The 14,213-nt window shown below is 46.4% G+C and carries 13 protein-coding genes and 11 tRNA genes; 3 read left to right on the top strand and 21 right to left on the bottom strand.

All coding sequences use genetic code 11. The features are described from left to right. Nucleotides 1–31: 31 nt before the first annotated feature. The 4 genes from RWO08_RS06140 to RWO08_RS06125 all read right to left on the bottom strand — a co-directional run bounded on the left by RWO08_RS06140 (nucleotide 32) and on the right by RWO08_RS06125 (nucleotide 3,911). Complete coding sequence (locus RWO08_RS06140) at nucleotides 32–385, bottom strand: Spx/MgsR family RNA polymerase-binding regulatory protein (RefSeq protein WP_306486350.1); 354 nt, start codon at nucleotides 383–385, stop codon at nucleotides 32–34. A gap of 166 nt (nucleotides 386–551) precedes the next feature. Further along, a complete protein-coding gene (gene lacD / locus RWO08_RS06135) occupies nucleotides 552–1,547 on the bottom strand; it encodes a tagatose-bisphosphate aldolase (protein WP_291453626.1) in 996 nt (331 codons plus the stop codon). A gap of 29 nt (nucleotides 1,548–1,576) precedes the next feature. Continuing rightward, nucleotides 1,577–2,725, bottom strand: coding sequence for an N-acetylglucosamine-6-phosphate deacetylase (gene nagA, locus RWO08_RS06130; protein ID WP_314211515.1), 1,149 nt, complete (start codon nucleotides 2,723–2,725; stop codon nucleotides 1,577–1,579). Nucleotides 2,726–2,744: 19 nt separating this feature from the next. Further along, nucleotides 2,745–3,911 (bottom strand): SIS domain-containing protein, encoded by a 1,167-nt coding sequence (locus RWO08_RS06125; protein WP_314211514.1) that lies wholly within the window; start codon nucleotides 3,909–3,911, stop codon nucleotides 2,745–2,747. Nucleotides 3,912–4,118: 207 nt separating this feature from the next. Here RWO08_RS06125 and RWO08_RS06120 point away from each other — a divergent pair, with 207 nt between their 5' ends. Continuing rightward, nucleotides 4,119–4,826 (top strand): glucosamine-6-phosphate deaminase, encoded by a 708-nt coding sequence (locus RWO08_RS06120; protein ID WP_070755152.1) that lies wholly within the window; start codon nucleotides 4,119–4,121, stop codon nucleotides 4,824–4,826. 111 nt (nucleotides 4,827–4,937) lie between these two features. On the opposite strand, the gene RWO08_RS06115 is transcribed toward RWO08_RS06120, so the two are convergent. The 6 genes from RWO08_RS06115 to RWO08_RS06090 form a co-directional block, all read right to left on the bottom strand. Beyond that, a complete protein-coding gene (locus RWO08_RS06115) occupies nucleotides 4,938–5,849 on the bottom strand; it encodes an ROK family protein (protein WP_306486352.1) in 912 nt (303 codons plus the stop codon). Nucleotides 5,850–5,887: 38 nt separating this feature from the next. Next, nucleotides 5,888–6,070 carry a DUF6903 family protein gene (locus tag RWO08_RS06110; RefSeq protein WP_070755150.1) on the bottom strand — a complete coding sequence of 61 codons (183 nt, stop codon included), beginning with the start codon at nucleotides 6,068–6,070 and terminating at the stop codon, nucleotides 5,888–5,890. Next, nucleotides 6,071–8,242, bottom strand: coding sequence for a 1,3-beta-galactosyl-N-acetylhexosamine phosphorylase (gene gnpA, locus RWO08_RS06105; RefSeq protein WP_314211513.1), 2,172 nt, complete (start codon nucleotides 8,240–8,242; stop codon nucleotides 6,071–6,073). 43 nt (nucleotides 8,243–8,285) lie between these two features. Next, the gene (locus RWO08_RS06100) at nucleotides 8,286–9,149 is read right to left on the bottom strand and encodes a carbohydrate ABC transporter permease (RefSeq protein WP_070755148.1); all 864 of its coding nucleotides are present in this window, start codon (nucleotides 9,147–9,149) and stop codon (nucleotides 8,286–8,288) included. A 15-nt stretch (nucleotides 9,150–9,164) separates the two neighbouring features. Continuing rightward, nucleotides 9,165–10,058 carry a carbohydrate ABC transporter permease gene (locus RWO08_RS06095; RefSeq protein ID WP_291427683.1) on the bottom strand — a complete coding sequence of 298 codons (894 nt, stop codon included), beginning with the start codon at nucleotides 10,056–10,058 and terminating at the stop codon, nucleotides 9,165–9,167. A gap of 146 nt (nucleotides 10,059–10,204) precedes the next feature. Continuing rightward, entirely contained in the window at nucleotides 10,205–11,518 is a 1,314-nt protein-coding gene (locus tag RWO08_RS06090; RefSeq protein WP_070755146.1) for a carbohydrate ABC transporter substrate-binding protein, read from the bottom strand. Between the two features lie 167 nt (nucleotides 11,519–11,685). Between RWO08_RS06090 and RWO08_RS06085 the strand changes: the two genes are divergently transcribed. Beyond that, nucleotides 11,686–12,582, top strand: a complete 897-nt coding sequence (locus RWO08_RS06085) for an AraC family transcriptional regulator (RefSeq protein ID WP_314211512.1) — start codon at nucleotides 11,686–11,688, stop codon at nucleotides 12,580–12,582. A gap of 207 nt (nucleotides 12,583–12,789) precedes the next feature. Then, nucleotides 12,790–13,044 (top strand): glycine radical domain-containing protein, encoded by a 255-nt coding sequence (locus RWO08_RS06080; RefSeq protein ID WP_373690440.1) that lies wholly within the window; start codon nucleotides 12,790–12,792, stop codon nucleotides 13,042–13,044. Between the two features lie 131 nt (nucleotides 13,045–13,175). Here the strand turns inward: RWO08_RS06080 and RWO08_RS06075 are convergent. From RWO08_RS06075 to RWO08_RS06025, 11 genes are all read right to left on the bottom strand, one after another. Beyond that, nucleotides 13,176–13,259 (bottom strand) — tRNA-Leu (locus RWO08_RS06075). Nucleotides 13,260–13,265: 6 nt separating this feature from the next. Then, a tRNA-Cys gene (locus RWO08_RS06070) sits at nucleotides 13,266–13,336 on the bottom strand. A gap of 18 nt (nucleotides 13,337–13,354) precedes the next feature. Continuing rightward, nucleotides 13,355–13,426 (bottom strand) — tRNA-Gln (locus tag RWO08_RS06065). A gap of 16 nt (nucleotides 13,427–13,442) precedes the next feature. After that, a tRNA-His gene (locus RWO08_RS06060) sits at nucleotides 13,443–13,515 on the bottom strand. Between the two features lie 13 nt (nucleotides 13,516–13,528). Beyond that, a tRNA-Trp gene (locus RWO08_RS06055) sits at nucleotides 13,529–13,599 on the bottom strand. Between the two features lie 35 nt (nucleotides 13,600–13,634). Continuing rightward, nucleotides 13,635–13,715, bottom strand: a tRNA-Tyr gene (locus RWO08_RS06050). A gap of 2 nt (nucleotides 13,716–13,717) precedes the next feature. After that, nucleotides 13,718–13,790 (bottom strand) — tRNA-Phe (locus tag RWO08_RS06045). A 4-nt stretch (nucleotides 13,791–13,794) separates the two neighbouring features. Beyond that, nucleotides 13,795–13,867 (bottom strand) — tRNA-Asp (locus tag RWO08_RS06040). A gap of 10 nt (nucleotides 13,868–13,877) precedes the next feature. Beyond that, nucleotides 13,878–13,950 (bottom strand) — tRNA-Val (locus RWO08_RS06035). Nucleotides 13,951–13,980: 30 nt separating this feature from the next. Beyond that, nucleotides 13,981–14,052, bottom strand: a tRNA-Glu gene (locus RWO08_RS06030). Nucleotides 14,053–14,059: 7 nt separating this feature from the next. Further along, a tRNA-Ser gene (locus RWO08_RS06025) sits at nucleotides 14,060–14,149 on the bottom strand. Nucleotides 14,150–14,213 lie beyond the last annotated feature (64 nt).

The following is a 14,213-nucleotide window of genomic DNA, read 5'->3' as shown; positions in this document are numbered from 1 at the left end:
TTGACTCCTTTATTGTGGGGAAAGAGTAGCGTTAGCGTTGGTTTAAATAGGCTTTGACATCTGGTCCGACAAAGACCTGTCCTTGATCCGTCAACAGAATCGGGCGCTTGACTAACATGCCGTCGGTCGCCAGAAGCTCGAATTGCTGGTCCAAGCTTAAGTCATCCCAACGGTCTTTAAGGCCCATGCCACGGTAGAGCTGTCCGCTAGTATTGACTAGCTTCTTGATTGAGCTGAGACCAGCCTGCTGATACCATGTTTTTAACTCTTGAGCGCTAGGACGATCCACATTAATCTCACGATAGTGATAAGTAAGGCCTTGGGCATCCAGTAGTCGCTCTACCTCCCGGCAGGTCGAACATTTTTTTAGACCGATTAACTCCATGCTTTTCCTCCTAGCTCTACTTGGTTAAGTAACATTCAAGTAGGTATTTGATATTCTTTACCTCCTCATTCTACCACAAAAACCTAAGAAAAACTAAGGATATTCGCTAGACACAAAAAGACACCCCTTCCTCACGGAGAGGAGAGGATGTCTAGTATTCGCTCACTTAATCTAAGACAGACAAGCGCTTAGTCCACGGTGTTGCGGTGCGCGCTAAGACTTGGTTAAGGGCTTCAATATTAGCCTTACCTTGCGATTCTAGCCAGTCACGGCAAGCTTGATCACCTTCTGAGGCGAAGATTGGCACAGCATCCTTCCAAGTTGCACGGCCACAGAGTACCCCATTGAATTCTGCACCTGCTTCTTTGGCGAAGTCCAGGGTTTCTTGGAAGAGTTGCGCAGAGACACCTGCACTGAGGTAGATGTATGGCAGATGGGTTACCTCGCTTTGTTCTTTAAAGAGTTTGAGAGCTTCTTGACGGCTATAGACTACTTGCCCCTCCGCAAAACCTTCCACAAATTTCATATTAACAGGCACTTCTACCTTCAAGACATCAACATGGTAACGTTTGTGGGAGAAAATCTTCATGGCTTCCAACACTTTATGAGGTTTTACTTTAGCAAATTCCGCCCCTTTCTCATCATTGAGGGTCGCATCATAGGAGACAATTTCTAAGAAGAAAGGAATATCTTCCGCCTCACACTCAGATCCGATTCGTTCAACGAAGGCGTGTTTGCGTTCATTAATCGCTTCATCTTCATCCACATCATAGTAGAGCAGGAACTTAACCGCATCTGCCCCTTGTTCTTTGAGGCGGTAAGCAGACCACTCAGGCAACAAGTCTGGCAAACGACCAGGTTCAGAGGCATCATAGCCTGTTTCTTCATAGGCTAAGAGCAAGCCCGCGGCGATTGAACGACGTGCAGCCGCAGGTAAGCCATACTCTGGATCTAAGAGAATAGACGATGCGTATGGTGTCAATTCTTCGGAAATGGCAATCTTAAAGTCTTCAACAGCGCGTTGCACATCTTCAACGCCACCACCTGAAGCAATCATCTTACGCAAGGAACCACGTTGGTCAATGGCTAAGGCTGAGATAACCCCAGATTCAGTCGATAGTTCTTGTAATTTTTGGTATTTGGCTTTTGATACTTGTCTCATCATTGTTCTCTCCTTTTATGAGGCTTGTTTTAGGCTTGGTAACGGAGCTCGCCGTCTAAATAAGTCGCTTCTAATTCTAATTGATCGCTAACTACGATGAAGTCAGCTTCATACCCAGGGGCAATACGGCCACAGACCGAATCAATGCCAACCGATTGCGCAGGTGTTAGAGAGGCCATGCGCAGGGCTTCTGCGGGGCTTACTAGACCCCAATCCACAACATTTTTAACCCCTTGTTTGAGCTCTAAGATAGAGCCCGCCAAGTTGCCGGTGTCCTTGAGACGGGCAGTCCCATCTTTGACCACTACTTCAAATTCCCCTAGGCGAGACTGGCCCTCGCCCATACCGCCAGCCCGCATACAGTCTGTAATCAAGACGGTTTCCTGAGGGCCTCTCGCACGTGTTACCACTCGCGCAGCCGCTGGATGAACATGGTGGCCATCGCAAATCATTTCAGCAAAGACCTTGTCTAGGCTCAGGGCCGCCCCTACCATACCTGGGTTGCGGTGGTGAAGCCCGCTCATCCCATTGTAGATGTGAACGAAAATATTAGCCCCTGCCTCAACGGCCGCTGCTGCTTCTTCATAGGTTGCGTCGGAATGAGCCAAGGCCGTATAGACGCCTTTGGACTTGGCAAATTCAATGAATTCCTTAACGCCCTTGCGTTCTGGGGCAATGGCAATTTTATTGACCAAGCCTTGAGATAGTTCATGCCATTTGGCTAGTTTTTCAACGGATGGGTCGCTCATGTATTTAGGGTTTTGGGCCCCTTTGTATTTTTCAGTGAAGAAAGGACCTTCTAGGAAAATCCCACGAATCTTAGCCCCGGTCACCTCTTGATAGTGATTCCCGATAGTTTCGCAGACATCATTCAACAATTGAGCAGAAGAGGTCAAAGTGGTTGGCAACCAAGAGGTCACCCCACAGGATAGGAGGCCTTCGGAAATCACCTTAATGCCCTCAAAGTCATTATCCATGACATCATGAGACTTGTAACCATGAATGTGGGTGTCCACTAAACCTGGGGCGACAATGGAGTTACTATAATCTTTGATTGGAGCATCTTGTGGCTCTTCCATCAGGATGGGACCAAACTTCCCGTCTTCAATGGTCAAGTAGGCCTTGTCAATGACTTGGTCATCGAGCACAATTTGCTTAGCGTAAACATAGTATTTCATACGATTCTTCCTTTCTTATCTAGGCGTAAGGATGAATGGTAACACCCTTAACGACACGATTGACCGTGCCACTTGGTGATGGCGTGTCTGGTTTGTTGTGAACATGAACAGACGCCAACAGAGCCAAGACCTGACCGACTACTAAATATGGGAAGGCCAGATAGGCATCGGGTAATTGACTGTGAACCGAATCGAAATCAAAGACCTCTACCCCAGGCGCAGCCTCGGTTCCTACTTGAATGGCTACAACGGCTTGGGCAATCTGATCACCGGCCAATTCAGCCAGGATATCCTGGTCATAGAGACGGGTGTAGGCTTGGTTGGAAACAAAGACTAGCGCCAAGGCCTCAGAGTTAACAAAAGATTTAGGACCGTGACGGAAGCCCATGCTGGAATCATAGACGGTTGCCAATTGACCAGCCGTTAACTCTAGGATTTTCAATTGGGTTTCACGACCCAGGCCTTCAAAGCTACCCGAACCCAGATAGATGACCCGCTGTGGATTCTTAGCAATCAAAGCCTGAAGTTGACCTTCGCGAGCCAAGACTGTCTCGGCCATCTTGGCAATCTGGTCGACATAAGCCGCCTTATCGGCATCAGAGGCAGGATCAAAGACTAGCAAGGCGGTGAGCATCATGCAAGAAAAACTCCCTGTCATGGCAAAACCTGCATCATTGGAGCGACTTGGTTGCAAGAGCACTAGGTTGTGGTCATCCCCTTGCGCGGCTTTAGCTAAATGGCCTTCTGGCGCACAGGTAATGGTTAATTGATAAAAATCCTTGACCAAGGACTGGCCTAATTGTACGGCCGCCACACTCTCTGGCGAGTTACCACTACGGGCAAAGGACACCAAAAGGGTTGGCAAATCTGCCTGGAAGACGGTCGCCGGATTGGAGACAATGGTCGTCGTCGGCTCGTGACGGAAGTTAAGTCGAGACACGTCGTTAACTTGACGTAAATAATTTGTAATGGCTTGTCCAACATAAGCAGATGACCCTGCTCCTGTAAAAATCACTTCTAGGCGCCCATAAGATTCTAACAAGGCACCTATAAAGCCCTTAATTTCTTCCTGACGGTCAAGATACAATTGATAGGTCTCGCGCCAGATAGATGGTTGTTGCTTGATCTCTCGCGTTGTAATTTCAGCACCTAATGCCTCTAACGCGGCTTTGTCTAATTCAAACATGGCCTAACTCCTCTACTGATTTTTCATTATATTTATATTCTACTCTGTAAGGGCTTTTCTTTCAATATGCGTTTCGACCAAAATTAAACTGAAACTTGTCTTAAGTAACAAAAATAAAAATTTTTGTCTGTACATGAAGCGCTACCATGTTTTTTGTGGTACACTAAGGGTAGATTAATTTATTGCAATTTTTGGAGGTATTATTCCATGGAAATACTTGTTTATGATCAGTTCGATGCGGCATCCGATAAGGCCTTTGACTTTTTCGTCCAGGCGCTGGCAACTGGTCCCAAAACCTTTGGCTTAGCAACTGGTTCGACTCCCGAAGCGCTCTACCAACGCTTAGTAGAGTCCGATTTAGATTTTAGTCAATCAGTTTCTGTCAACTTGGATGAATACTATGGCTTGTCTAGCGACCATCCAAAGAGCTATCACTACTTTATGCACCAACATCTCTTCCAGCACAAGCCTTTCAAACATTCCTATCTGCCTGACGGGGACCAAACTGATAGCGACTATGAAATCCAACGCTATAATCAAGTCCTAGCAGATAATCCCATTGATTTACAAATCTTGGGGATTGGCTCTAACGGTCACATTGGCTTTAATGAGCCTGGGGCGCCATTCGATGGCTTAACCCAGCTAGTCGATTTGACTCCATCCACTATTGAGGCTAACAAACGTTTCTTCGATCGTGTCGAAGACGTGCCGACTCAAGCCTACAGTATGGGGATTGCTTCCATCATGGCCGCTAAGAAAATCATCCTCATGGCATACGGCGACAAGAAAGCTGATGCTATTTACGGACTGGTTGAAGGGCCTGTGACCCCTGACCTGCCAGCCAGCATCCTCCAGCGTCACCCTGATGTGACCCTCCTCTTGGACAAGGCGGCTGCAGCTAAACTTCATCTTTAAGAGAATTTCCCATTATATCATATATGATATAATGGGATTTTTTATTAGGCTTAAAATCAGAGCAAGAGGGCTAGACTTCAGTGTCTAGCCCCCTCTCTAAAGTTCCCCTATTTAAAAGATCTCAATATCCTGGGCGGGCATCACCAGGAAGCCAGCCCCAATAATTCCGTTATCTCCCCCCAGGTCTGTGACCCGAATGTGAGGCAGAATATGCATTTGTTCTTTGTGGGCATAACGCTCTAGGACCGCCTTAATCCGCTCCACATAGAATGGATTCTTGACTGCCACGCTACCGCCAATGACAATTTCTTTAGGATCTAGGAGGCAGATCATAGCGAAGAGTCCAATAGCCACCCCCATGGCACTTTGGTCTACTAATTCATTGGCAATTTGTTCCCCTTTGAGGGCACGAGCGAAGACTTGGGCCACCGTAATCCGATCATCCAGATAGAGGGCGCGTGCCATGGCCTCAATCCCAGGGCCAGCGCAGACACTTTCCAAAGGACGAAGGCCAGTAGAGGAGGGCACTGGCAAGAAACCAATTTCACCTGAGAAGCCATCACCGCGAATAATCTGATGGTTGACGATATTAGTGCAGGCGATCCCGGTTGAGACCGTCAAATAGCCGAACACATCCAGCGGCCCCATGCCAGCCAATCGATACTCCGCATAGGCAGCCGCCTTGACGTCATTCTCAATGGCGATTGGCACTTGGGCGTAGCGGTTCGCCAGGCGCGCTACCACCGGAAACTTCTCCCAAGGGATATTATTTTGGAAGATAGCTACCCCGTTTAGGCTATCCACCTTACCTGGTATACCTAAGCCGATACCGGTCAAATCCGATACATCCACCCCCGCCTCTGCTAGGCAGGCGTCAATGACACCCACTACGCATTCTAACATGGCCTCACTGGAAGAGGTATCGCTGGGCACTTGAACACGGTGAGTGATACGTCCCTGCTCGTCAATGATAGCCGCTGCTACCTTGGTTCCGCCGATATCCACACCCATTGCTTTTCTCATTTTCCTTCCTCCTCTCCTTTGGTAGAGCCATCCAGCCTTTAGTCGCGTTTAGGATGGTTAAAGTCGTAGTTATAGTCAAAGAGCACCGCTAGCAAACCAGCCAAAGCTAAGAGCATGCCCAAGAGATTTTCTCGGCTAACCGTGGTTTGAAGGTGAATGATAAAGCCAACGCAGACCAAGGCAACCAGAAGACGAATGAGAACACGAATTTTATGTGACATCTAAATCTCCTCCCATCGAATTTCGCTCGCAGCCAAGGAAACTTCTTTGCTAATTCCTTGACCATCATAGACAGTCGTGACTTGTGGCTCAGCGGTATTATTGACAACTGCATACTTGCCCTTAGCTGGGTAGGCATGAACCTCAACAGCTGGGTTGCTACTATGCCATTTATTAAAGTCAGCTTCCCTATGGGCAGCGTAGTAAAGAGCCCGCATGAGTAAACGCGTATTGTCAATGCTGTAAGGTAAGCCAGCTAGGTAGACCCCGCGGCCTTGACCATAATCGTGTGCCGCCATATGAACTTCGCCATTGCTGTATTCTAAAATTTCTGTCTCTTCACTTAGGGCATAGAGGTTATGCATGGACTCCCCGAAATCTGGCACCTGACCAGTCACTAAATCTGCCGTAATAAAGTGACTGCCTTGGGCTTGAGTGAAGTATTTGTCAGTCGATAGGGAGAAGCCTAACTCCTTATCCACCCCGAAAATTTCAGCTAATTGGAAGAAACGACCATTTTGGAGATGGGCACTTGGCTCACCAACGCCCACCAAACCGCCACCTTGGTAGACGAAGCGACGAATGGCACTTAACAATTCTGGACGTGCCCAATGTTGACCACCACTAAAGGCGGTTCCGGCATCGCCTGCGTTAATTAAGACGTCCACATCTGCCGGCACACCGTCAGCAATCACCTGGTCAAAACTCAAGAAGACTACCTCAACCGCCGCACCGCTGAGGGCTTCTAGAATCCCCAGATAGGAGTAGATTTGCTTATAGTGCAAGGCATGCGCCACCATGTGCGTTTGCCAGGTCCGAAGTGCCCCCCAAGCATTGAGAATCCCTACTTTTAGCCCCACATAAGGCTTGGTGTCTTTGACAATGGCGTAGATATCTCGGAATTCATCCGCCACTTCTTCGATATAGGAAACAAATTTAGGGAATTTATAGGCGAGACTGAGATAACCCCCATAACCAATCCGGTCAACGGGCTTACGCATAATGGCCCGGCGTGCTGTTAGCCAATTCTCGTTGGCTTCAATGGTCGGATCATTTCCTTCATAGAAAGTATCTGGGAAGAAGTATGGCAGGAAGCGACCTTCGGTATATTTAACATGTGGAATATCGGCAATCATTCGCAAGGTTGCCCCGCCGCCGACTGACCCAACTACTGCGTCCAAGCCAATATCCTTGAAATAAGGGCCATAAGGTTCGGTCCCAATCCAGTTATCGCCTAGGAACATCATGGCTTCCTTGCCAGCTTCATGGACAATATCCACTAACTTCTTGGCTTCTTGGGCCACAAAATGACTTTGGAAATCGACATAGTCTAAGTAAGCCTTAGAAGGCACGCGGAAAGCCGTATTATAGTAACCTTGGTCAACAAAGTCTTCCGGTCTCAGACGATAACCTTTGGCTTCTTGGAAGGCTAGGATGGCTGCTGGTGATACAGAAGCTCCATAGCCAAACCAGTCGACAAATTTCTCTTTGGCCTTGTCATTGAAGACCAGGGTGAAATGGTAGAAGAAGGTGGTAAAGCGGACCACATCCGACTTAGGATTCTCTTGGCACCAACGTCTGAGGTAGTCTGACACGAAGCGGTTGGAATGTGGCTGACGCACATCAAAAGGAATATCATGAGCCACTGAGTCTCCCCAATTATTGGTGATATGGTTATACATTTGAGTTGGGTCCCAAATCTTATAAACTAAGAAGGAAACCGTATATTCATGGAAGGGCTCAGTCCCTTCCACAATCACTAGGTCCTGCTCTTGATCCACCTGCCACTGGCTGCTTGGGACTACTTGGCCAGTGGTGCGGTTAATGACTTCCCACCACTCCTTAGGATCATGATGATAGTCAGGTACTACTTGTTCCCGATAGTAGCCCTGCATGAAATCAATGGCTAAGCTTTCTTTGCTTGCGGTATGGAAGGGTGACATCAAATAGAGTTGTTGGCACTCTTCCATATGGTCTTTGATAAAATCATTATGATTTCGAGCTACAAAATAGGTTGTATAGATAGAAGCATCTAAATCTTTGACTGCCTCTTCTAATTTGGTCCCATCGGAATCGCGGATGGCATCAGCCCCCCAGCGATCTAATAATTCTTGAGTTTGCGCAAGGAAATTGCGCTCACTTGGTAAAGTAAGTCTGCCTTTTGATTTGGCCATTTACTACATCTCCTTCATCTAAGTCTCACTATCAAGGCTTGTCTTATTCCTTGGAACCGCCCGCTGTCATCCCTTCGGTCAGACGCTTCTGAACGAAAATATAGAGGATGAGGGTTGGCAACATGACCATGACCATGCCGGCGTAGAGTTGACCGTATTGTTGTGCCGCATTTTGCGCTGCCATTAAGTTCATCAAACCCACTGGCAGGGTTCGTAACTCTTGTTTATTCATCAGGGTAAAGGAAATGATATATTCATTCCAGAAGCCCAAGAAGTTAAAGAGAATAACCGTGATAATACTTGGTTTAGCCATAGGAATCATAATCCGCATCATAGTTGTAAAATGATTGGCCCCATCGATTGAAGCCGCTTCTTCAAAAGTTGACGGTAAGGTCATGAAGTAGCTAGACAAGAGATAGATGGTAAATGGCAGAGAAGTTGCCGCATATACCAAGGCTAGGATGAAGCGGTTGTTTAAGAGCTCTGGCATCATGGCAAAGCCTTTTTTGGCATCGACCAACATCAAGAAAATAGGTACTACAATGTAGTTAACGTTGATGAAGAGTCCACCCTTAAAGAGTTGACGTAAAAGGCCACGGCCTGGGAATTCAAAACGAGCTAGAACATAGGCGGCTGGCAAGGCCAAGGCTAAGAGAAGCGCCAAAGCCATAGCCGTTACGACTACCGAGTTGAAGACATAAGCCCCCATGCTAGCCCGATTCCAGGCATCGACAAAGTTCTGCCAGTAGAGCCCCATTGGCAAGGACCAAGGCGAACGGTAGAATTCTGAATTTTCCTTAAGCGAGGCCAGAAAGACCCAGCCCACTGGCACAATAATCGATATAGCCAGGAGCGACAGCACTAAGTAGATAAAAATCTTGTATAAACGATTCGTTGAACGACTCATTTGACTGGCTCCTTTCTAGTATTCAAGAATGTCCCGCTTGGTTACGGCACTAACGACCGCTGACAAGACGAAGGAGAAGATGAAGATGACAACCCCAATGGCCATCCCGTAGCCATAGGATGAGTTGGTATAGGCTTGCCCATACATGTAGGATAAGACTACCGAGGAGGCCCCGTTTGGCCCTTCACTGGTCATGGTTTGAACCAAGAGGAAGCTGAGGTTGATGGTAGAAATAATGAAGAAGGTCAAGGTGGTCCGAATGTTATTCCAGACTAGTGGCAGGGTCACGGCGAAGAACTGCTTGACCTTACCCGCCCCATCTAAATCTGCTGCTTCATAGAAGGAAGTTGGGATATTGGCCATTGATGCCATGTACATGACCATGTAATAACCAATAGCCTGCCATACTAAAGCACCAATCAAGGCATAGAGCACCAACTGCTTGTCCCCCAACCAGAGAATCGGTGGAGCCTGCTCCCCTCTGAAGATTGCCAAGAAAGAATTTAACATCCCGTTGTTAGGGTCATAGATGGCGGAGAAAATCCCGGAAATAACAACGATGGATAAGATATTTGGAATATAGAAAATTACCCGGAAGAAGTTTTGCCCCTTAATTTTCTCTGTCGATAGAATCGAAGCGAAGAGAATGGCAATGGCTAGGGTAATAATGGTCACCAGCACAATTAAGACAATGGTATTTTGGAAGGCCCGGATAAATTTGGTGTCGTTAAACAACTTAACGAAGTTATCGAAATAAACGAAAGTCTTTTTAGCTGAGAATCCACCCCACTTGTAGAGAGACATGCGAAAGACTTGAAATGTCGGATACAACATGAAGAGGGCGAACAAGAGGGTCGCAGGTATCACGCAAATCAAGGCAAAGCGGGTTTTGGATGCTTTTGAATTCATGATAAGTACTCCTTTCTAAATCGCCGTGCTGGCGTCTCTTATAAGTATGACCCTGGCTCATAAGAGGCATCAACACGTGCGTTATCAATAAAAGTCCCACTCCCACCAAGGCGGAAGTGGGCACTATGTCAATGCTTAAGCTAGCATTAGTGGCTGATGCTGTCGTGGAATTGTTTCATTACTTCTACGACGTTTGATTGCCAATCTTTCACACTGAGGTCACCTGATACTACAGAGTTAAATGCTTCATAAAGTGTTGCCTTGAGGTCTACCCCTTCGATGGCTTCAGCAGATACGAAACCACCTAAACCTGGTAATACGCCTTCGTCATAGACTTTATAGAAGACTTGTTTTTCAGCAGGTAACTTGCTGATCAAACCTTTAACTGGTTGAACAGCCCCGTGTTTAGCGAAGATTTCAGCTGCCTTGTCAGAGTATAGGAAGGCAATGAATTCTTTGGCTGCTTTTTGTTGTTTAGCTTCTTTTGGAATCCAGATATGTTCCAAGAAGGTATAAGCGTATTGTTTGCCGCCTTCTTTGAGGGTTGGCACAGCTGCCATGCCCCATTCGAAGCCGTCAGCACGTGGTGCATCTTTCATTTCGTCCACTACCCAGCTACCGTTTGGCATGAAGAGGGCTTTGTTGTCTAGGACTGCTTGTTGGTTCTTAGTGAAGCCGTCTTTGTTAGCATTGGCTACAGTAGTTGCTTCTGTGTTCTTAGCTAACTCACCTAAAGTTTCGAAGACCTTGGTTAAATCAGCGCCAGACCAAACTTCTGGATCGTAGTTCATGGCTTTGTTGAAGAGTTCTGCCCCACCAGCGGAGTAGATTACGCTAGAGAAGAAGGTGTCTAAATAGCCTGCTGTTGGATAGGTGAAGAGGGCAATGTTTTCTTTCTTAGCTTCTTCAGCTAATTTCCACATTTGATCCCAAGTCTTAGGTACTTCCCAGCCTTTTGCTTTGAAGAGGGCCTTGTTATAGAAGAGACCTGTTGGAGAGTAGAACATTGGCATTAAGTAAGTCTTGCCATCATTATAAGGGTTGGTTGACGTAGAATCAGTAAAGCCTGGTAAGAGTTTTTCCTTAACTGTCTTATCTTCGCCTGGGACCTTCATATCCAAGACATCAGTCAAGTCAGCTAAAGCCTTATCCTTGATTAAGGTCTCTGGCAAAGCTTTCTTACGGCTTTGTGCTAAGAGCACTACGTCAGGGTAGTCACCAGATTGGAGACGTGGGGTGATCGCATCTTCGAGTTCTTTTTCCATGGTCAACTTGATGTCGACATTTGGATTGACTTGCTTATAGGCTTCAATGATTTCTGGCCATAACTTGGTCCCATAAGCTGTTTCGATGGCTGCGAAGTCTAAGGTCACCTTTTCTTCGGCTGACACATTGGCAACTCCGAAGAAACTTGGCAAAGCACAAGCTAAAGCAGCTGCTGATACTAAAGCTTTTTTCATGTAAAACACTCCTTATAAATTTTATTGGATCTTACACTCTTATCATACCATAGGTGCAACCGTTTTACTTGCAGATTCTTGTTGTAAACTTGCAGATTCTTGCGGATTGTTGTATAATGTAACTAGATAAATGATAGCGTTTTAATAACTTTAAGGAGTGTCCCCACATGTATATTCGCTACACCATCACCCATCAGCCTGAAGAAGTCAGTCAAAATCATTTCCAGGTTCTATCAGTTAATATTGTCTCCTATGATGCTAACTGGCATTCCACTATGCATCACCACAATTTCGCCGAAATTTTCTATTGTTTGGACGGATCTGGTTATCTGCTAACTGAATTCGGGAGGACTCCCATCCACAAACACTCTCTCCTACTGGTCAACCCCTTCATCGAGCATACGGAGCATACCTCCCTTATCTACCCACTCAAGTATCTAGTAATAGGAATCAAGGGGCCAGAGATTATCCTACCCTCTCATGCTACAGATAATGGTCTATTTAGCTTCGAAGACAGTAACCATCAGTTCTATCGTCTTATCCGTGAAGTGATGACAGAATGTGAGTTAAATCAGCCTTACTCTAGCCAAATCATCGACCATTTAATTAATTCCTTGATTCTTAGACTTAATAATGTAGCTAATAGCCAGCTAGCTATGGCACGGGAGACGCCTTTATCTGCCAGTGTCAGCTTAGCTAAGCACTACATCGATAACCATTTCTCCAAGAACATTAATCTTGAGCAATTAGAAGAGCGAGCCCATGTTTCTCGCTTCCACTTATCCCACCAATTTAAGGAAGAACTCGGCCTCTCACCTATCAACTACCTCAATCAGGTTCGCCTAGGGCAGGCCCAAGAACTCCTACTGACTACCAATTACACTGTATTACAAATTACCGAGATGGTTGGTTTCAATTCCGTCTCCTACTTCTCCAATAAATTCCACGAGGCAGTCGGAATGACACCACGCGCCTATCGTAACCTCCATGCCTCAAGCCTGATCCAAACAGGCAGTCTCAAAGAATCGTATCAATTACCCGATAATTTGGCAAGAAAAAATTAGCACAGTTTCTTTATGAAAAACCACCGGCCCTCATCTCAGTGGTTTTGTTGTTAAATCAATGAATTTTTATGAAAATATGCCATATCTTATTAGTCAATATCGCTACTTTTTACACTAAGTCTAAACAAGTAGCAAGTCTATGATAACAACAGTTGTTGCGCTTTCTCAGTATTTATGGTATAATATAGTTATCAAAATCACAAAGAGGTGTTTTTTATGGTAAAAGCGAGTAAGGAACGTTGCGAAAACTTAGTTGCTCTGTTGGACGGTTACTCCAAAAAAGGCGGTCACCATCTTAACATCAACGTATTTGACCGGGATACTTTAATGGATGCTATGGAACATCCAGAAAACTACCCTCAATTGACTATTCGTGTATCTGGTTATGCTGTTAACTTCAACAAATTGACCCGCGAACAACAATTGGACGTTATCAACCGTACAATGCACGAAGGCATGTAATCTTGCCTTTAGCCCTGGCGCTTGCTAGGGCTCTTTTATTGGCTCTATTAACCCAATATACAAAAAGAACCTTGAAGTAATCTTCAAGGTTCTTTTTGACTCATGCTTTCCTATCATTTCTGATGGAAGAATACCGGCGGCCGGGGTCGAACCGGCACGCCCTCGCGGGCACTGGATTTTGAGTCCAGCGCGTCTGCCAATTCCGCCACGCCGGCATGTAAAGGCGGTAAACGGATTTGAACCGATGATAAAGGTTTTGCAGACCTCTGCCTTACCACTTGGCTATACCGCCATTTCTATATAAAAAAAACTGGGGTAGCTGGATTCGAACCAACGAATGACGGAGTCAAAGTCCGTTGCCTTACCGCTTGGCTATACCCCAATGATAATATAAAATAGGCGAACGAGGGGAATCGAACCCCCGAATGTCGGTGCCACAAACCGATGCGTTAACCACTTCGCCACGATCGCCATAATAGCACAACAGGGACAGTAGGAATCGAACCCACACTAACGGTTTTGGAGACCGTTGTTCTACCGTTAAACTATGTCCCTAAAAAGGAGGGCATGTTCTTCCCTACTATAATTAATGGAGGGAGGCAGATTCGAACTGCCGAACCCTAAGGAGCGGATTTACAGTCCGCCGCGTTTAGCCACTTCGCTATCCCTCCAATGGCTTGGGACGGAATCGAACCGCCGACACTTTGAGCTTCAATCAAATGCTCTACCAACTGAGCTACCAAGCCAATACGGTCCCGACGGGATTTGAACCCGCGATCTCCTGCGTGACAGGCAGGCATGTTAACCCCTACACCACGGAACCATTTTGGAAATGGAGGTTAACGGGATCGAACCGCTGACCCTCTGCTTGTAAGGCAGATGCTCTCCCAGCTGAGCTAAACCTCCAGGTTATTTAATTAATATTTAAATTAATTATGATCCGTACGGGATTCGAACCCGTGTTACCGCCGTGAAAGGGCGGTGTCTTAACCACTTGACCAACGGACCATATTAACGGAGAGTATGGGATTCGAACCCATGAGACAGTGTTACCCGCCTACACGATTTCCAATCGTGCTCCTTCGGCCAGCTCGGACAACTCTCCAGCTAACCAACTCCGCAAGTAGGGCTCGAACCTACGACATCATGATTAACAGTCATGCGCTCTG

Origin of the sequence: uncultured Abiotrophia sp., from assembly GCF_963520105.1 — a bacterium.
Classification (GTDB): Bacteria; Bacillota; Bacilli; order Lactobacillales; family Aerococcaceae; genus Abiotrophia.
Note: the sequence above shows the minus strand (reverse complement) of the source record. Positions and strands in the feature narration are given on the sequence as shown.